20 protein-coding genes are annotated in these 16735 nt (G+C 75.8%); 12 read left to right on the top strand and 8 right to left on the bottom strand.

Going from position 1 to position 16735, the window contains the following annotated elements; all coding sequences use genetic code 11:
• Positions 1–156 precede the first annotated feature (156 nt).
• The gene (locus HL054_RS17395) at positions 157–1362 is read right to left on the bottom strand and encodes a DUF6986 family protein (protein WP_369140301.1); all 1206 of its coding nucleotides are present in this window, start codon (positions 1360–1362) and stop codon (positions 157–159) included.
• A gap of 20 nt (positions 1363–1382) precedes the next feature.
• Between HL054_RS17395 and uraD the strand changes: the two genes are divergently transcribed.
• From uraD to HL054_RS17375, 4 genes are read left to right on the top strand one after another with little or no spacing between them, the layout of a single operon-like run.
• Positions 1383–1913, top strand: a complete 531-nt coding sequence (gene uraD, locus HL054_RS17390) for a 2-oxo-4-hydroxy-4-carboxy-5-ureidoimidazoline decarboxylase (RefSeq protein WP_369140300.1) — start codon at positions 1383–1385, stop codon at positions 1911–1913.
• Positions 1910–2227, top strand: a complete 318-nt coding sequence (uraH, locus tag HL054_RS17385; protein ID WP_369140299.1) for a hydroxyisourate hydrolase — start codon at positions 1910–1912, stop codon at positions 2225–2227. Before uraD ends, uraH begins: the two co-directional genes overlap by 4 nt.
• Before the next feature lie 48 nt (positions 2228–2275).
• Positions 2276–3181 carry a factor-independent urate hydroxylase gene (gene pucL / locus HL054_RS17380; protein ID WP_369140298.1) on the top strand — a complete coding sequence of 302 codons (906 nt, stop codon included), beginning with the start codon at positions 2276–2278 and terminating at the stop codon, positions 3179–3181.
• 9 nt (positions 3182–3190) lie between these two features.
• Positions 3191–3685 (top strand): phosphoribosyltransferase, encoded by a 495-nt coding sequence (locus tag HL054_RS17375; RefSeq protein WP_369140297.1) that lies wholly within the window; start codon positions 3191–3193, stop codon positions 3683–3685.
• A gap of 19 nt (positions 3686–3704) precedes the next feature.
• On the opposite strand, the gene HL054_RS17370 is transcribed toward HL054_RS17375, so the two are convergent.
• Complete coding sequence (locus tag HL054_RS17370; protein ID WP_369140296.1) at positions 3705–5288, bottom strand: methyl-accepting chemotaxis protein; 1584 nt, start codon at positions 5286–5288, stop codon at positions 3705–3707.
• 105 nt (positions 5289–5393) lie between these two features.
• The gene (locus HL054_RS17365) at positions 5394–6518 is read right to left on the bottom strand and encodes a class I SAM-dependent methyltransferase (protein ID WP_369140295.1); all 1125 of its coding nucleotides are present in this window, start codon (positions 6516–6518) and stop codon (positions 5394–5396) included.
• Positions 6519–6659: 141 nt separating this feature from the next.
• Here HL054_RS17365 and HL054_RS17360 point away from each other — a divergent pair, with 141 nt between their 5' ends.
• The 6 genes from HL054_RS17360 to HL054_RS17335 all read left to right on the top strand — a co-directional run bounded on the left by HL054_RS17360 (position 6660) and on the right by HL054_RS17335 (position 11801).
• Positions 6660–7427, top strand: coding sequence for an SDR family NAD(P)-dependent oxidoreductase (locus HL054_RS17360; RefSeq protein WP_369140294.1), 768 nt, complete (start codon positions 6660–6662; stop codon positions 7425–7427).
• Positions 7424–8443: an NADP-dependent oxidoreductase gene (locus HL054_RS17355; RefSeq protein WP_369140293.1), complete on the top strand. Its 1020-nt coding sequence runs from the start codon at positions 7424–7426 to the stop codon at positions 8441–8443. Before HL054_RS17360 ends, HL054_RS17355 begins: the two co-directional genes overlap by 4 nt.
• 103 nt (positions 8444–8546) lie before the next feature.
• Positions 8547–8753 carry a hypothetical protein gene (locus tag HL054_RS17350; RefSeq protein ID WP_369140292.1) on the top strand — a complete coding sequence of 69 codons (207 nt, stop codon included), beginning with the start codon at positions 8547–8549 and terminating at the stop codon, positions 8751–8753.
• A 2-nt stretch (positions 8754–8755) separates the two neighbouring features.
• A complete protein-coding gene (locus tag HL054_RS17345; RefSeq protein ID WP_369140291.1) occupies positions 8756–9472 on the top strand; it encodes an alpha/beta fold hydrolase in 717 nt (238 codons plus the stop codon).
• 162 nt (positions 9473–9634) lie between these two features.
• A complete protein-coding gene (locus tag HL054_RS17340) occupies positions 9635–10492 on the top strand; it encodes a hypothetical protein (protein WP_369140290.1) in 858 nt (285 codons plus the stop codon).
• Positions 10493–10598: 106 nt separating this feature from the next.
• Positions 10599–11801: a hypothetical protein gene (locus HL054_RS17335; protein ID WP_369140289.1), complete on the top strand. Its 1203-nt coding sequence runs from the start codon at positions 10599–10601 to the stop codon at positions 11799–11801.
• Between the two features lie 63 nt (positions 11802–11864).
• Here HL054_RS17335 and HL054_RS17330 read toward each other — a convergent pair whose 3' ends face one another.
• Both HL054_RS17330 and HL054_RS17325 read right to left on the bottom strand, forming a co-directional pair.
• A complete protein-coding gene (locus HL054_RS17330; protein ID WP_369140288.1) occupies positions 11865–12881 on the bottom strand; it encodes a 1-aminocyclopropane-1-carboxylate deaminase in 1017 nt (338 codons plus the stop codon).
• Positions 12871–13524, bottom strand: a complete 654-nt coding sequence (locus HL054_RS17325; protein ID WP_369140287.1) for a GntR family transcriptional regulator — start codon at positions 13522–13524, stop codon at positions 12871–12873. Before HL054_RS17325 ends, HL054_RS17330 begins: the two co-directional genes overlap by 11 nt.
• A 301-nt stretch (positions 13525–13825) precedes the next feature.
• Here HL054_RS17325 and HL054_RS17320 point away from each other — a divergent pair, with 301 nt between their 5' ends.
• Positions 13826–14272 (top strand): rhodanese-like domain-containing protein, encoded by a 447-nt coding sequence (locus tag HL054_RS17320; protein ID WP_369140286.1) that lies wholly within the window; start codon positions 13826–13828, stop codon positions 14270–14272.
• Positions 14273–14275: 3 nt separating this feature from the next.
• Here the strand turns inward: HL054_RS17320 and HL054_RS17315 are convergent, their stop codons facing one another.
• A complete protein-coding gene (locus tag HL054_RS17315; RefSeq protein WP_369140285.1) occupies positions 14276–14629 on the bottom strand; it encodes a winged helix-turn-helix transcriptional regulator in 354 nt (117 codons plus the stop codon).
• 110 nt (positions 14630–14739) lie between these two features.
• Between HL054_RS17315 and HL054_RS17310 the strand changes: the two genes are divergently transcribed.
• Positions 14740–15393, top strand: a complete 654-nt coding sequence (locus HL054_RS17310; protein ID WP_369140284.1) for an FMN-dependent NADH-azoreductase — start codon at positions 14740–14742, stop codon at positions 15391–15393.
• Positions 15394–15418: 25 nt separating this feature from the next.
• Here the strand turns inward: HL054_RS17310 and HL054_RS17305 are convergent, their stop codons facing one another.
• Both HL054_RS17305 and HL054_RS17300 read right to left on the bottom strand, forming a co-directional pair.
• On the bottom strand, positions 15419–15961 hold the full coding sequence (locus tag HL054_RS17305) for a GNAT family N-acetyltransferase (RefSeq protein ID WP_369140282.1): 543 nt from the start codon (positions 15959–15961) through the stop codon (positions 15419–15421).
• Between the two features lie 2 nt (positions 15962–15963).
• Positions 15964–16695: a GntR family transcriptional regulator gene (locus HL054_RS17300; RefSeq protein WP_369140281.1), complete on the bottom strand. Its 732-nt coding sequence runs from the start codon at positions 16693–16695 to the stop codon at positions 15964–15966.
• Between the last annotated feature and the right edge of the window lie 40 nt (positions 16696–16735).

Raw genomic sequence — 16735 nt, 5'->3', positions numbered from 1 at the left:
CACCTCTCGGGGGACAGGAGCTCGGGGGTTCGTTGCATTCTCATCCATCGACCCCGGTCGAGGGCAACCACCCCGGCCCCCCGCACCTGCTCCGCGGGGTGACCGGTGGCTGACCAGCACCCTCCCGCACCGGCGGCAGGTCGTCGGCGTGTCGGGTCAGCGGGGGCGGCGGCCGGCCAGCGCGTCGAGGGCCGGCCGGTCCAGACCCGTGGCCTGCTCGACCTCGGCGACGTCCAGCGCGCCGCAGTCGAGCCCGCGCAGGACGACGGTGGCCAGCGCCCGCGCGGTCGCCGGCTCGTCGAGCACGCCGCCCTCGACCCGGCTGACGTAGGCGGCCAACCGGGCCGCCGCCGCGGGCAGTGCGGCCCGGAAGAAGGCGTAGGTGGCCACGTACCGGGTGACCAGCTGGGCCGGGTGCAGGTCCCAGCCCTGGTAGAAGCCGCGCTCCAGCGCGCGCCGGACCAGCCGGGCGTGCAGCTGCCAGGCCGCGTGCACCTCGGCCGTCGGGCCGACCGGCAGCACGTTGGTCGAACCGTCGACGGCCCGGGCGCCGGTGCCGGCCACCGCCACCTGCATCGCCTCCTTGGCGGCGTCCGCGGCGGGGTGGTCGGAGGACTGGTGCGCGGCGGCGATGCCGAGCGAGGCGCTGTAGTCGTAGGTGCCGTAGTGCAGCCCGGTCACCCGCCCGGCGCCGGCGTGCAGCATCCGGGCCAGGGTCGCCGTCCCGTCCGGCCCGAGCACCGCCTGCGGCGTCTCCACCTGCAGCTCCAGGTCCAGGGCGAGGCCGGTGGCGTCCTGCAGCGCGTCCAGCACCGGGAGGAAGGCGCTGACCTGCTCCACCGCGGTGACCTTGGGCAGCGTGACCACCGCTCGCTCGCGGCCCGCGCCGGCCAGCCCGGTGAGGAACAGGTCCAGGCTGCGCACGCCGCGCCGCCGGGTCGCCTCCTCCAGCGACTTGGCCCGGACGCCGAGGAACGGGGGCAGCGCCGGCTCGGCGGCCAGCACGGCGGCAGCCGCGGTGACGTCGCCGTCCTCGTCGTCCGGCGCGCCCCGGTAGCCGTCCTCGGCGTCCACCCGCAGGTCCTCGACCGGCTCGGTGGCCAGCTTCGCCCGCACCCGCGGCAGCACCTGCGCGACCAGGCCGGCGTCCAGGCCCAGGTCCGGCAGGCCGTGCTCGTCCAGCGCCGCCAGCGCCGCGCTCCCCCAGCCCGCGACCAGCCCGGGGACGACGGCGTCGGCCGGCACGTAGCAGGTGTGCACGGGCTGCCGGGACGACGGCTCCCCGGGGAAGGCGGCCAGCCGGGCGGCGTCGACCGGCCGCAGCCGGGCGTCGAGTTCGGCGAGGAGGTGCTCGGGGACCATGGCCTGGCATCCTCCCTCACGTGGACGCCGCCCCGACCGACCGTGCACCGACCGACGACGCGCTGACCCGCTTCAACACCGCCCCGGCCGGCCGCGCCGCGGAGCTGGCCCACAGCTGCCTCGCCGTCCCGGCGTTCGCGATGGTGCTGGCCGCCGGCCGGCCGTACCCGTCGGCGGACGCCGTGGTGGAGAAGGCCGAGCAGCTGGCCCGGGCGCTGTCCTGGCGGCAGGTGACCACCGCGCTGGCCGCGCACCCGCGGATCGGCGACCGGGTCGAGGGCTCGTCGGCCGAGGCGGAGGCCTCCCGGCGCGAGCAGAGCGCGATGGGCACGGCGGACGACGCGCTGCGGTCGGCGGTGCTCGAGGGCAACCGCGCCTACGAGGAGCGGTTCGACCACGTCTTCCTGATCCGGGCCGCGGGCCGCTCGGCGGAGGAGATGCTGGCCGAGCTGCAGCGCCGGCTGGGCAACTCCCCGGAGGCCGAGCGCGCCGAGGTCACCGAGCAGCTGGCGCAGATCACGGCGCTGCGGGTCCGGGCGCTGGTCTCATGAGCGTGTCGACGCACGTGCTGGACGCGGTGCTGGGCCGGCCTGCGGCCGGGATGCGGGTGCAGCTGCTGGACGCCCACGGCCTGGTCGCCGAGGGCACCACGGACGACGACGGGCGCTGCCGGCTCGTCGAGGACCCGACCGCCACCGGCCCGCACCGGCTGGTGTTCGGCACCGGCCCGTGGTCGGCCGAGCAGGGCCGGGAGACCTTCTGGCCGGAGGTGGTGCTCACCTTCGCCGTCGCCGAGCCCGCCGACCACCACCACGTGCCGCTGCTGCTGAGCCCGTTCGCGTACTCCACGTACCGCGGGTCCTGACGTTCCACGGGAAACATCCACGCAATCTCCCTCGGTGAAGGTGCGCGCATGGCGATCGTCCTCGGGCCCAACCAGTACGGGAAGGCGGAGGTCCGCGTCGTCGCGGTCGACCGCTCGACCCCCCGCCACTCCCTGGTCGACCTCAACGTGAGCTCGGCGCTGCGCGGTGACTTCGCGGCCGCGCACACCAGCGGCGACAACGCCCACGTGCTGACCACGGACGCGCAGAAGAACACCGTCTTCGCGTTCGCCCGCGACGGCGTCGGCTCGCCGGAGGAGTTCGGCCTCCGGCTGGCCCGGCACTTCGCCGGCTCCTACGACTGGGTCTCCGGCGCCCGGGTGGCGGTCGAGTCCTACGGCTGGGACCGGATCACCGTGGGCGGCACCCCGCACGACCACGCCTTCTCCCGGAACGGGGGCGAGGTGCGCACGGCGGTGGTCACCGTCGACGGCGACGACGTGCACGTGCTCGCCGGGCTGACCGACCTCGTCGTCCTGAAGTCGACCGGGTCGGAGTTCTGGGGCTTCCCGCGCGACCGCTACACGACGCTGCCGGAGACCACCGACCGCATCCTGGCGACGGCGGTGACCGCCCGCTGGCGGTACACCGGCACCGACGTCGACTGGGACGCCGCGTACGCCGCCGTCCGGACGACGCTGCTGGAGACCTTCGCCGGCACCCACTCGCTGGCCCTGCAGCAGACGCTGTACGCGATGGGCGAGGCGGTGCTCGAGGCCGACCCGGCCGTCGCCGAGGTGCGGTTCTCGATGCCGAACAAGCACCACTTCCTGCAGGACCTGTCGACCTTCGGGCTGGACAACGCCCTGGACGGGCCGGGCGCGGTGGTCTACCACGCCGACGACCGGCCCTACGGGCTGATCGAGGGCACGGTGCTCCGGGACGACGTCCCGGCCGCGCCGGCCGCCTGGCTGGGCACCCCCGGCTTCTGCTGAGATCGCCCGGTGACCGACGTCGAGCGCGAGACCCTGACCTACACCGACTTCGGCCGGGCGGCGCGGGAGCTGGCCCAGCAGGTCGCCGACAGCGGCTTCGAGCCCGACATCATCCTGTCCATCGCCCGCGGCGGGCTGTTCCTCGGCGGGGCGCTGGGCTACGCGCTGGACGTGAAGAACCTCTTCGTGATGAACGTCGAGTTCTACACCGGCGTCGACGAGCGGCTCGAGCTTCCGGTGGTGCTGCCGCCGACGCTGGACGTCGTCGACCTGCGCGGCACGAAGGTGCTGATCGCCGACGACGTCGCCGACACCGGCAAGACGCTCGAGCTGGTCAAGGACTTCTGCGCCGGGCACGTCACCGAGGTGCGGACGGCGGTGGTCTACGAGAAGCCGCGGTCGGTCGTGCGCTGCGACTACACCTGGAAGCAGACCGACGCCTGGATCGACTTCCCGTGGTCGACCCTGCCGCCGGTCGCCTTCCGCGGCGGCTCGGGCCACTGAGCGGGGGCACCGCCGCGGCTCAGTAGCGGAACCGCCCGACGGCGGTGTTCAGCTCGGCGGCGAGCCGGGCCGCCTCGTCGATGGCCACCCTGGCGTCGGCCATCGCCCGCGTCGTGGAGCTCGTCGTCTCGGCCACCGCGCCGACGCTGCCGGCGATCTGCCCGACCCCGGACGCCGCCTCGCTGACGCTGCGGCTCATCTCGGCCGCCGTCGCGGTCTGCTCCTCCACGGCGGCGGCGATGGTGCCCTGGGCGTCGTCGATCCGGGCGATGACCGCGGCGATCTCCTCGATCGCCGCCACCGCGCCGCGGGTGTCGGCCTGGATGCCCTCGACGCGGGAGGTGATGTCCCGGGTCGCCTCGGCGGTCTCCCGGGCCAGCTCCTTGACCTCGTTGGCGACGACGGCGAAGCCCTTGCCGGCCTCGCCGGCGCGGGCGGCCTCGATGGTCGCGTTGAGCGCCAGCAGGTTGGTCTGCTCGGCGATCGAGGTGATGACCCCCACCACGACGGCGATCTCCGTCGAGGACTCCCCGAGCCTGCCCACGGTCGCGGTGGCCGACTCCGCGGCGCCCACGGCCTGCCCGGCGATCCGGGCGACGTCGGCGGCGTTCTGCGCGATCTCCCGGATCGAGCTGCCCATCTCGTCGGTCCCGGCCGTCACGGTCTGCACGTTGCCCGACACCTGCCCGGCGGTCTCCGCGACCCGGCTGGTCTGCGCGGCCGACTCCTCGGACAGCCGCGTCATGTCCTGGGCGGTCGCCGAGAGCTCCTCGGTGGCGGAGGCCAGCGTGGTCGAGCTGTCGCCGATGGTCGTGAGCAGCCCGCGCATCGTGCCCATCGAGGCCTCCAGGGCCGTGGCGATGGTCCCGACCTCGTCGGTGCTGGTGACGCCGGTGGTGCCGCGCAGGTCACCCTCGGCGAGCCCGGCGACGACGGCGCGGACCCGCCGCAGCGGGCGCACGACCGACCGGGTGACCACCCAGCCGAGCACGACCAGCACCACCACCGCGCAGGCGCCGACCGCGACGACCGAGGTGATCGCCGACGCCCGTTGCGCCCGGCTCTCGGCCGCGGCACCGGCGGCCTCGGCACCGACGGCGTCGCCCACGCTGGGCAGGGCCTCCTCCAGCCCCTCGAAGGCGGTGAGGAACTGCGGGTAGGCGGCGCCGGCCGAGGCGGGGTCGGTGCCCGCCAGGGCGACGATCTGCTGGGCGGACGAGAGGTAGGCGTCGACCTCGTCGGCCACCGAGTCCACCGCTGCGGTGACGTCGTCGCCGAGACCACCGTCCCGGACGGCCGCCAGCGCGGACTGCAGCGTGGCGGCGTGGTCCTGCAGGTCGGTGACCGCCGAGGTGTACAGGCTGCCGCTGCCGGTGAGCATCGCCTGCAGCACGTCGGCCCGGACGGCGTCGTGCATCATGTCCGCCTCGAGCGCCGAGCCGGTCGCCGTCGTGGTCAGCAGCAGTTCGTCGGTGCGATCCCCGGTGTCCTGCAGCGCCGTCACCGCGATCACCCCGAGGACGCCGAGCGCGAGCGAACCGGCGACGACGAGCGAGGACAGCTTGACGCCGAGGGGCCGGTCGGACCACCAGGACTGGGACATGCGCTCTCCTCCAGGGCAGGAGGGTGAGCGTGACCACCCCTCGTGCTCGGAGTGTCGGCAGCAGCCGCGAGGAGTCCAGCCGACCCGCCGGACGGTCCCGTCCGGTCAGCGAGACCGGGTGGAGGCCGTGACGGTGAAGGTGGGGTCGCGGGTGACCTGCCGGGTCGGCCCGACCAGCCGGCGCAGCGCGTCCCGGTGCGGGAGGTGGCTGTTGAAGACGCACCACAGCTCGCCGCCGGGCCGCAGCACCCGGGCGGCGCCGGCGAACAGCCGGTGGGCGAGGGTCTCGGACACCGCGACGCCCAGGTGGAACGGCGGGTTGCAGACGACCAGGTCGACGCTGCCGTCGGGCAGGCTCGCCGCGGCGTCGTCCCGGACCACGCGGACCCGGTCGGCCAGCCCGTTCGCGGCGGCGGTCGCGGCCGCCGACGCGCAGGCCGCCGCGGACTGGTCGGCGGCGACCACCGTCAGCCCCGGCCGCGCGGCGGCGAGGGCCGCCGCCAGCACGCCGGTGCCGCAGCCGAGGTCCAGCGCCGTGGTGGCGTCCGGGACCGCGCCGGGCAGCGCGGCGAGCAGGGCGCGGGTGCCGCGGTCGACCTTGGCCCCGGCGAAGGCCGCCCCGTGCGCGCAGACGGTGAGCCCGAGGTCGGCGTGCTGCCGGCAGACCGGGAACGAGCCCGGCACCGGGCGCGGCCCGCGGGCGACCAGCACCCGCGACTTCTGCCGGGCCAGCGTGGCGTGCACGTCGGTGAAGCCCTCGGCGAGGACGTCGTTCATGCCCAGGGTCATGTGCTTGACCCGCCCGCCGACGTAGAGGGCCACCGCCGGGTCGGCGCCGGCGGCCACCACCTGCACCAGCTCGCGCAGCGCCTCCAGGCTCTTGGGCGCCTTGGCCAGCACCACCCGGGCGCCGCGCACCAGGTCGGCGTCCAGGCAGTGCTGCGTGTAGGTGCCGGTCAGCCCGGTGCGCCCGGCGTTGGCCGCCAGCGCCAGCTCGCCGACCAGCAGGTCCTGGTGCACCCGCACCCCGGTGGCCCCGTGCAGGCCGACGGCGCCGAGGGTCAGCGCGCCGTGGCCGTCGTCCACGACCGCGACCGCACCCGGGGCCGCGGCGAGGTCGGGAGCCGCCTCGTCGAGCAGCAGCCGGTCCGTGGCGTCCACGGCGACCAGGTCGGGGGCGTCGACGTCGGGCTCACGGCGCACCTGGGCGAAGAGCTCGGCTGCGTCCACGGCACCCACTGTGCACGAGCAGCGGCGGGCGGGGCCGCGGGGGTGCGCCGCGGTCGCCGGCCCGGCCTGCGACCACGCCGCACCTGCGTCAGGGTGGTCACCCGGCCCCGGAGGGCCGGGGACGACGGAGAACGGGAGCAGATGAGCACAGAGCAGCTGTCGGGACGGGTCGCGCTGGTCACCGGGGCGGCGAGCGGACTGGGCCGGGCGGTCGCCGCCGCCCTCGCCGAGGCCGGGGCCACCGTGGTGCTGGGCGACATCGACGTCGAGGGGGCGGAGAAGAGCCGGGCGCAGATCGGCGCGGACGCCGAGGTGGTGGCGCTCGACGTCACCTCCGACGACGCCCGCCGCCGGGTGGTCGCCGACCTGTTCGAGCGGCACGGCGACCGGTTCGACCTGCTGGTCAACGTCGCCGGCATCGACCGGCCCGGCTACATCACCGACATCGACCTCGCCGACTACCGGATGGTGCACGCGGTGAACTGCGAGGGCCCGGTCTTCCTCACCAGCGAGTTCCTCAAGGTGGTGCAGCACCGGCCGGCCGACACGGTCGCCGACGTCGTGCACGTGACGTCGCTGTCGGCGGTGACCTCGGGCGCCGGGGCGATCGCCTACAACAGCTCGAAGGCGGCCTTCCGCAGCGCGACCCGGTGCATCCAGCGGGAGCTGCGCGAGAAGGCCACCGTCGCACCCGACGGCGCGGAGACGCCGTTCCCCGCCCGGGTGCACAGCATCGTCCCGGCGGCGATGGACACCCCGATGATGGAGCGCTGGGGCATCCCGGTGCACCGGATGATGCCGCCGTCCGACGTGGCCCGGATGGTGCTGACGATGGTGACCATGCCGGGCACCAGCTTCGTGCCGGAGGTGTTCGTGGTGCCGCGCAACGAGCCGGACTTCCCGCGGTGAGCATCCCGACCCGCGAGTGGCAGCTGGTCCGCCGGCCGCACGGGGAGCCGGTGGACGCCGACTTCGCGCTGGTGTCGCGGGAGCGGCCCGACCCGGCGCCCGGCGAGGTCGCCGTCGCCACGATCGCGATGTCGGTCGACCCGTACATGCGCGGCCGGATGAGCGCGGCGAAGTCGTACGCGCCCAGCTGGGAGCTGGGCGAGACCATGCAGGGCGGCGCGATCGGGCAGGTGGTCGACTCCCGGTCCGACGAGGTGCCGGTCGGCGCGCTGGTGCTGCACGGGCTGGGCTGGCGGGACGTCGCCGTGGTGCCCGCCGCGCACGTGCAGGTGGTCGACCCGCTGCCGGGGCTGCCGCTGTCGCTGTACCTGGGCGTGCTCGGCATGCCCGGGCTGACCGCCTGGGCGGGGCTGTTCCGGCTGGCGTCGTTCGCCGCCGGTGACGCCGTCCTGGTCTCCGGCGCCGCCGGCGCGGTCGGCAGCCTGGTCGGCCAGTTCGCCCGGCTGCGGGGCGCGTCGCGGGTGGTCGGGAGCGCCGGCACGGCCGAGAAGGTGGACTGGCTGCGGTCGATCGGCTTCGACGCCGCGTTCGACTACCACGCCGGGCCCCTCGCCGACCTGCTCGCCGAGGCGGCGCCGGAGGGGATCGACGTCTTCTTCGACAACGTCGGCGGCGAGCACCTGGAGGCGGCGATCGGGGCGTTCCGGACCCACGGCCGGGCGGCGCTGTGCGGGTCGATCTCGGCCTACAACGCCACCAGCCCGCCGCCCGGGCCGCGCAACCTCAGCCTGGTCGTGGGCAAGCGGCTGTCGCTGCGCGGCTTCATCGTCGGCGACCACGCCGACCTCCGGCCGGAGTTCGTCCCCGCCGTGCAGGGCTGGCTGCGCGACGGGTCGCTGGTCGCCCGGGAGACCGTCGTCGACGGGCTGGACACCGCCGTCGAGGCGTTCCGGTCGCTGCTCAGCGGCGGCAACACCGGGAAGATGGTCGTCCGGCTGGCGCCGGACCCGGGCTGAGACCTGCGGTCTCGTGGCCTCCCGGGCGGGGAGGCCACGAGACCGCAGACGTCACCGAGGCCGGATCGGTTGAGCGGCGCCCGCAACGGGCAGACTGCTGATCATGTGGCTCTTCCTCACCCGCCGGTTCCGCATGTGGGTCATCCTGACGTTGCTCGCCCCGCTCGCCACGAAGGTGCTGCGCTCGCTGGGCCAGCTGCTGGAGCGGCGCGGCGGCCCCTCGGCCGTCAGCAACGGCCTGCTCAAGGCCGGGGACCTCGGCGAGCGCGCCCGCGTGAAGCTGGGCGGGAAGCCGCGCCGCGGCCGCTGACCGTGCAGCCCGACGCCGACCGGCCCGACCCCCGCTCCCCCGCCCTCGAGCAGCGCGCCGCCACGGGCGAGACCCGCGGCATCGCGCTGTTCTGCCACGGCGGCACGGTCGCCAGCCTCGAACCGCCCCGGGAGCGCGCGCTCTCGCTGGTGCGGATGCGCGCCTTCGAGAACCACGTGCACGCCACCGCCGGCGGTCAGGGCATCGCCACCGCGCTGCTCCGCTACCGGGTCGCCGGCTGGAACGGGGAGGCGGCCGACGCCTTCCAGGACGTCCGCTGGGCCATCGCGCAGCTCCGCGAGCAGCACGGCACCGACCTCCCCGTCGTGCTGGTCGGCCACTCCATGGGCGGCCGGGCGGCGCTCCGGGCCGGCGGCGAACCGTCCGTCACCGCGGTCTGCGCCCTCGCACCGTGGACCCCGCCCGGCGAGCCGGTCATGCACCTGCGGGACCAGACCGTGGCCGTCCTGCACGGCCGGGCCGACCGCTGGGTGCCGGCCCGGCTCTCCGCCGACTTCGCCGTCCGGGCGCGCCGGGCCGGAGCCCGCGTCGCCCGGTTCGAGATCGACGGCGGGCACAGCATGGTCCGGCGGGCGCAGCGGTGGCACGTCTTCGCCCGGGACGTCGTGCTGGCCGGCGCGGGTCTGGCGCCGATGCGGCCGGACATCAGCACCGCGCTCGGGCAGGCCACGCCCGAGGGCCTCGCCGTCCCGCTCTGACCGGCCTGGTCCACCACCCCTGGACGGGTGACCGGTTCACCGACGGTGACCGGATCCGGCCCAGGTGCACCCCATCGGGCTACCCGTCCCACCGAGCCGGCTCTGGCACATCGGCGTTGACTCGACGTGAGCACACGATGACCGACGGTGGAGGGAGGCGCGATGACCGAGCACGAGTCCCGCGCCACCCGTCTGCCCCGCTGGGCCGGCCGGGCGCTGCTGCTCGCCGGCCTCGGCACCGGGGTCTGGCTGGCCGGCGCGACCGGTGCCAGCGCCTCCGCGGACGAGCTGCCGCCCCCGCCCGCCTCGCTGACCTCGCTGGCCGGTGAGCTGCTGGCTCCGCTGGAGCCGGTGACGGCCCCGGTGGTCAGCGCGCCGGTGGTGCAGCAGGTCGTCGCGCCGGTCGTCACCCCCGTCGTCACAGAGGTCGTCGTCCCCGTGGTCGACCGCGTCGTGACGCCGGCGGTCGCACCGGTCGTCGAGCACGTCGTCGCGCCCGTCGTCCACCAGGTGGTCGTCCCGGTGGTCGACCAGGTCGTCACGCCGGTGGTCACGCAGGTCGTGACCCCGGTCGTCACCTCGGTCACCCCCGTCGTCGCACCGCTGGTCCCGGCCGTGGTGCCGGACGTCGTCGCCCCGGTCACCGCCGTCGTCCCGCCGGCCGACCTCCCGACCGACGCCCCGGTGGCCGGTCCGGTCGCCGGGCCGCAGACCGCCGGCGGCGAGGCCCGCACGGCCGCCCCGGTCGGCAGCGTCGACGCCCCCGCCGGCTCCCCCGCCGCGGCGTTCTCGTCGCCCGCGGCGCCCGCCGCCCCGCCGGTCGGCCTGCCCACCGGGCTGCCCGTCGGCGCGGTCCTGACGACGGCCTCCGCGTCGACGTCCTCGGCCGGGGAGCAGCTCTCCGCCGACCTCTCCTCCGCCGCCCGCACCCCGGTCCCGACCGCCCTCCCGGCGGCCGGCCACCCGGGGTCCGGTGCGCCGGGCAGCACCCCGTTCGACCCCTCCTTCTCGCCCGACTGAGCACGCCGCCGTCAGCGGACCCCGCTGACCTGCGGCACTCCCCGGTCCACCGCCTGTGCGGGACCGGTCCCCCTCAGTCCGGCACCACCTCGAGAAGGAACCAGTCATGAACGTGTGGATGAAGCGCACCCTGCAGACGGGCCTGCTCACCGGCGGCCTGCTCGCCCTCGGCTCGGGCATCGCCTCGGCCGACGACAGCGCCCTCGACGTGACCGTCCCGGTCACGATCACCGACAACGCCGTCGCCGTGCTCGGCACGACCGGCACCACGCCGGCCGAGGTCCAGCTGCCCGACCTGAGCGGCGCGGTCGCCGCCGACCTCGGCGCCGTCACGGTGTCGGTGCCGATCACCATCGGTGGCAACGCCGCCGACGCCGCGGGCATCGACGTCGCCCAGCCGGCCGCCGCGCCGGCGGAGGGCGGGGCGGACGGGTCGGTCGTCGACGCCGACGTACCGGTCACCGTCACCGGCAACGCCGTCGCCGTCCTCGGCGACGCTGCCGCCACCGGCACCGCGCCGGCCGGCAGCACCGGTGGCGACGCGGGCGGCTCGGCCGTGGACGCCGACGTGCCGGTCACCGTGGCCGGCAACGCGGTCGCCGTCCTGGGCGACGCCACCGCCACCGGCACCGCGCCGGCCGGCAGCACGGGCCCCGGCGACGCCGGCAGCGTGGCCGACGTCGACGTCCCGGTCCTGGTCTGCGGCAACGGCATCGGCGTCCTCGGCGACGCCGCCGGCGGCTGCACCACCCCCGCCGGCACCACCGGCGGCACGGGCACCGGCACCGCCGGCGACACCGACACCCTGGCCGACGTCGACGTCCCCGTCCTGGTCTGCGGCAACGGCATCGGCCTCCTCGGCGACGCCACCGGCGGCTGCACCACCCCGGCCGGCAGCACCCCCGGCACCGACGGTCCCGGCACCGACGGTGACCCCACCGTCGACGTCGACGCCCCGGTGACCGTCTGCGGTCTCGGCATCGGCCTCCTGGGCGACGCCACCGGCGGCTGCACCACCACCCCGGCGACCCCGGGTACGCCGACCACCCCGGCCACGCCCGAGGTCCCGGTGTCCGGCCAGCCCGGCGCCTTCCCGGGCGTCGTCACCCCGGCGTCCGCCGGCCTGCCGGTCTTGCTCGACGGCAGCGCCTCGGCCGGCAGCACGACCGCCGGCAGCACCACCGCCGGCAGCACCGCGGGCGAGCTCGCCTTCACCGGCACGACGGTCACCGGCCTGCTGCTCACCGGTCTGCTGGCCCTGGCGCTCGGCCTGGGCCTCACCGTCGCGTCCCGGCGGCGCGTGAGCTGACCCCAGCGGTACGCGGGCCCGGCCACCTCGGTGGCCGGGCCCGTCGCGCTGCCCGGAGGCTGCCTAGGAGAAGAGCGCGCTGTACCCGTTCAGCGCCGGCTGCCCGCCCAGGTGCGCGTAGAGCACGGTGGCCGACGGGTCGATCTCCCCGCGGCCGACCAGGTCGATCGTCGCGGCCATCGACTTCCCCTCGTACACCGGGTCGGTGACCATGCCCTCGGTCCGGGCCGCCAGCTCCATCGCGGCGATCGTCGTCGCGTCCGGGATGCCGTAGATGCCGGCGTGGTACCGCTCGTCGAGCTCGACGTCGTCCGCGGTGAGCTCGCGCTCCAGGCCGATCGCGGTCGCCGTCCGCTGGGCGATCCGGAGCACCTGGTCCCGTGTCTCGGCCGGCTTGGCCGAGGCGTCGATGCCGAGCACCCGCCGCGGCCGCGCGCCCTGCTCCTCGAGCTGGGCGAAGCCCGCGACCATGCCGGCCTGCGTCGACCCGGTCACCGAGCAGACGACGACGGTGTCGAAGAAGACCCCGAGCTCCGCCTCCTGCGCCGCCACCTCGTGCGCCCAGCCGGCGAACCCCAGCCCGCCGAGCGGGTGGTCCGACGCGCCGGCCGGGATCGGGTAGGGCTTGCCGCCGCGGTCGGTGATCTCCTGCAGCGCGGTCTCCCAGCTCTCCTTGAACCCGATCCCGAAGCCGGCCTTGACCAGCCGGACGTCGGCACCGGCCAACCGCGAGATGAGGATGTTGCCGACCTTGTCGTAGACCGCGTCGGGCCAGTCGACCCAGCTCTCCTGCACCAGCACGCACCGCAGACCGACGTGCGCGGCGACCGCGGCGACCTGGCGGGTGTGGTTGCTCTGCACGCCGCCGATCGACACCAGCGTGTCGCAGCCCTGCGCCAGGGCGTCGGCGACCAGGTACTCCAGCTTGCGGGTCTTGTTGCCGCCGAAGGCGATGCCGGAGTTGACGTCCTCGCGCTTCGCCCAGACCGCCGCGCCGCCCAGGTGGGCGGTCAGCCGGTCCAGGCGGTGCACGGGCGAGGGGCCGAAGAGCAGCGGGTGGCGCGGGAAGTCACTCAACATCGGGGGTCTCCAGTTCCGACAGCAGCGCCGTCCAGATCTCGGTGGTGGTGGTGACGGCGGCATCGACGTCGGCAGCCGCGCAGGCGGCGATCAGGGAGTCGTGCAGGGCCACGGACCCGCGGCCGTGGGCGGCGGCGAACCGCTGCCGCTCCAGCCGGCGGACGGCCGGGGTGAAGCGGTCGATCGTGGCCCGCACCGCGCCGTTCCCGCAGCGGGCCAGCAGCACCTCGTGCAGGTCGTCGTCGGCGGCGAGCGCCGCGTCCAGGTCGCCCGACCCGACGGCGGCGGCGAACCGCTCGTTGGCCGCGCGCATCGCCGCGACGTCGTCCGCGGTGACGCTGCCGGCGGCCTCCCGGACGGCGAGCTCGTGCATGGCCCGGACGACGACGGCGGCATCGCGCACCTGCCCCGGCACCAGCGGGGTGACCCGGGTGTGGCTCTGCGGCTTGCTCTCCACCAGCCCCTCGTCGGCCAGCCGGGCCAGCGCGCTGCGGACCGGGGCGACCGACAGCCCCAGCCGGCCGGCCAGCTCGGTGTCCTTGACGACGGCGCCCGGCGCGAGCTCACCGCTGACGATCGCCGACCGGATCAGTGACGCCGCCCGGTCGCGCAGCAGGACCCGCGGTACGGGCGTGAACGGCACACTGACATCTGACATGTCAGTTGCCGCGATGTCAACCAACTTGACCCGGGGCACCGACCACATGTGCAAAGACGCGCGAAACCGCGTGTGCGAAGACGCGCGGGACCGCGCGGGGGTGAGCGCGCGGGACCGCGTGGCGAAGACGCGCGGGACCGCGCGAGCAAAGACGCGCGAAAGCGCAGGGGCAGGGACGCGTGAGAGCGCGGCAGGGACGGGCCGGATGACGACGGGGCGGGATCGTTGCGGTCGTGGGCCGCTCTGGGCCTCGTCGGGGCGACGGGTCGTGCCTAGCGTCCGTGGCATGAGCCTGGACTGGACCACCGCACCCGCCGACGCCGCCGAGCACTTCGCCCGCCGGCTCGCCGTGGAGACCGACGTGTCGGACGTGCACGCCGCGCTGGAGTCGGGCCGGCCGGGCTTCGTGCTCGTCGACAGCCGCAGCGCCGGGTCGTGGGAGCAGGGCCACGTGCCCGGCGCCGTCCACCTGCCCGGCCGCGAGCTGGCCGCCCGGGCCGCAGCGGAGCTCGACCCCGCGGTCCCGGTCGTCACCTACTGCTGGGGACCGGGCTGCAACGGCGCTACCCGCGCAGCGCTCACGCTCGCCGGGCTCGGTTACCGCGTGCGGGAGATGATCGGCGGCTTCGAGTACTGGGCGCGCGAGGGCCTGCCGGTGCGGACGGCGCACGGCACGACCCGCCCGGACGTCGACCCGCTCACCGCACCCGCCGCGGTCAGCTGCGGCTGCTGAGGGTCAGCACGACCCGGTGCAGCGCTCCTCGGGCAGGCTGTCGCGGGCCCAGGTCGCGAGCTGGTCGAGCACCGGCCGCAGCGACGCGCCGGCCTCGGTGAGCTGGTAGGTCACCGCGACCGGCGGCCCGTCGTCGACCGTGCGCCGGACCAGCCCGGCGAGGGCGAGCTCGGTCAACCGGTCGGAGAGCACCGAGTCGCTGATGCCGCCCACGGCCCGCCGGAGCCCGGTGAAGCTCGCCGGCCCGCCGGCCAGGACGCCGATGATCAGCCCGTTCCACCGCTTGCCCAGGAAGCCGAAGGCGCGCACCAGGGCCCCGTCACACGCCTCGGGCGTGTGCAGCAGCTCCTCGGTCACGCCGCCATCCTAGGCCGTGCTCGCCTTTTCGTAGCGCTTCTCTTTCCGTAGTGCTAGCTTCCCCGAAGCACTAGCTTTCCACTAGTCACTAGCTTCGAGGGAGCCCCACCATGTCCTTGTTCCGTCTGGACGCCAGCATCCGGGTCGAGGGATCGGCCAGTCGCGAGATCGCCGACATCGTCGAGCGGGAGTGGCGGTCCGGGAACCCGGACGCCCCGGTGACCCGCCGCCACCTGGGCACCGAGCCCCTGCCCGCCACCGCGTGGGCCGACGCCGTGGCCGGCTCGTACCTGCCCGCCGAGGAGCGCACCGCCGGGCAGGCCGAGGCGCTGGCCCTGGCCGCCACGCTGACCGACGAGCTGGTCGACGCCGAGGCGCTGCTCTTCGCCGTCCCGCTGTACAACTTCGGCATCTCCCAGCACGTCAAGACCTGGGTCGACCTGGTCATCACCGACCCGCGGATGGGCCCGCGCGCGGAGCCGCTGCTGACCGGCAAGCCCGCCGTCCTGGTCACCGTCCGCGGTGGCAACTACAGCGCCGGCACGCCGCGCGAGGGCTGGGACCACGCCACCTCGTGGACCCGCCGGATCCTCGAGGACGTCTGGCAGCTCGACCTGCGCGTGGTGGAGCGCGACTTCACCCTGGTCGGCGTCAACCCGGCGCTGGACTCCTTCGCCGACCTGGCGGCCGAGCTGAAGCAGACCGCCGAGCGCGAGGCCGCCGACCACGGCCGGCTGCTCAGCACCACCCGCGTCGCGGCCTGACCCCCCGTGCCGGCCGCCCCCCGGCTCAGCGCAGCGCCGGGGGCGGGTCGTCGGACAGCCGGCTCCACAGCAGCTCGTCGTGCTTCACGCCGTCCCCGTAGCGGTGCGACCGCCGCAGCCGGCCCTCCAGCGTGAAACCGGCCTTCTCCGCGACCCGGCCCGACGCGGCGTTCTCCACCGCGTGGAACAGCTGGACGCGGTCGAGGCCCAGCTCGGCGAAGGCCCAGCGGCAGGCCGCGTCGGCGGCCCGGACGGCGACCCCCCGGCCCCGGGCACCCGCCGTCGTCCAGTAGCCCAGCTCCGCCTCGACCTGCGCGCGGTCGATCGAGTGCAGCGCCACCGAGCCGACCAGCGTGCCGCCCTCCTCCACCGCCCACGAGCAGTGGTCCCCGGCGGTCCAGTCCCGGAACCGGGCCAGCTTCTCCCGCAGCCCCTCCGGCGTCCGCGAGCCGAGGTCGTTCCAACGCTGCAGCAGGGGGTCCCGGACGGCGGCCTGCACGGCGTCGACGTCGTCCTCGCGCCAGGGCCGCAGCAGCAGCTCCCCGACCGGGAGGCTGACCGGCTCCACGGTCAGCCCGCGCCCAGCTCGACGGTCATCTGCACCTCGTAGCGGTCGCCGCGGTAGGTGGACTCGGCGTGCTCCACCGGCCGGCCGCGGCTGTAGGACACCCGGTCGAACACCAGCACCGGCCGGCCCGCGGGCAGCCCGAGCAGCATCGCCGCCTCCCGGTCGGCCTCGGCGGCCCGCACGGTCTGCTCGGCGCGGTCGATCGTGCAGCCGTAGTGCTCGGAGAACAGCTGGTACAGCGAGCCGGTGAGGTCCTGGGCGTCGAGGTCGGGGAACGCGTCGGCGGCGTACCAGGCGTCGTCGATCGACATCGGCTGCTGGTCGGCCAGCCGCAGCCGGCGGACGTGCCAGGCCGGCGCGCCGGCGGGCAGCTCCAGCGCCCGGCGGGTCGCCGGCGGCGGCACCAGCCGGGCGACGGCGAGCACCGCGGTGCCGGGCTGCAGCCCCAGCCGCCGCATGTCGGAGTGGAAGGAGGCCAGGTGCAGCCGCGAGCGGGCGGCCCGCTCGGCGACGAAGGTGCCCTTGCCGCGCACCCGCACCAGCACGCCCTCGGCGACCAGCTGGCCGATCGCCTCGCGGACCGTGATCCGGCTGACCCCGTGCTCGACGCACAGCTGACGCTCCCCGGGCAGCGGCGACCCGGCCGGCAGCCGGGCGGCCAGCTCGGTCAGCCGGCCGCGCAGCTGCTCGTGCTTCGGGACCACCCCGTCGACGATGAACGGGTCGGCGGACACGCCGGCCATGCTGCCAGTGCGGCCGCGGCGCCGACCGCCG

The sequence above is a fragment of the Modestobacter versicolor genome, assembly GCF_041028285.1.
GTDB classification, from domain to species: domain Bacteria; phylum Actinomycetota; class Actinomycetes; order Mycobacteriales; family Geodermatophilaceae; genus Modestobacter; species Modestobacter versicolor_A.
The sequence above is the reverse complement of the archived record's forward strand: the minus strand, read 5'-3'. Positions and strand labels throughout refer to the sequence as shown.

What these genes read in the sequence shown, in the direction of transcription:
- HL054_RS17395 (WP_369140301.1), bottom strand. Translation starts at nt 1,362, where the DNA reads ATGGTCCCCGAGCACCTCCTCGCCGAACTCGACGCCCGGCTGCGGCCG.
- uraH (WP_369140299.1), top strand. Translation starts at nt 1,910, where the DNA reads ATGAGCGTGTCGACGCACGTGCTGGACGCGGTGCTGGGCCGGCCTGCG.
- pucL (WP_369140298.1), top strand. Translation starts at nt 2,276, where the DNA reads ATGGCGATCGTCCTCGGGCCCAACCAGTACGGGAAGGCGGAGGTCCGC.
- HL054_RS17370 (WP_369140296.1), bottom strand. Translation starts at nt 5,288, where the DNA reads ATGTCCCAGTCCTGGTGGTCCGACCGGCCCCTCGGCGTCAAGCTGTCC.
- HL054_RS17360 (WP_369140294.1), top strand. Translation starts at nt 6,660, where the DNA reads ATGAGCACAGAGCAGCTGTCGGGACGGGTCGCGCTGGTCACCGGGGCG.
- HL054_RS17350 (WP_369140292.1), top strand. Translation starts at nt 8,547, where the DNA reads ATGTGGCTCTTCCTCACCCGCCGGTTCCGCATGTGGGTCATCCTGACG.
- HL054_RS17340 (WP_369140290.1), top strand. Translation starts at nt 9,635, where the DNA reads ATGACCGAGCACGAGTCCCGCGCCACCCGTCTGCCCCGCTGGGCCGGC.
- HL054_RS17335 (WP_369140289.1), top strand. Translation starts at nt 10,599, where the DNA reads ATGAACGTGTGGATGAAGCGCACCCTGCAGACGGGCCTGCTCACCGGC.
- HL054_RS17330 (WP_369140288.1), bottom strand. Translation starts at nt 12,881, where the DNA reads ATGTTGAGTGACTTCCCGCGCCACCCGCTGCTCTTCGGCCCCTCGCCC.
- HL054_RS17320 (WP_369140286.1), top strand. Translation starts at nt 13,826, where the DNA reads ATGAGCCTGGACTGGACCACCGCACCCGCCGACGCCGCCGAGCACTTC.
- HL054_RS17310 (WP_369140284.1), top strand. Translation starts at nt 14,740, where the DNA reads ATGTCCTTGTTCCGTCTGGACGCCAGCATCCGGGTCGAGGGATCGGCC.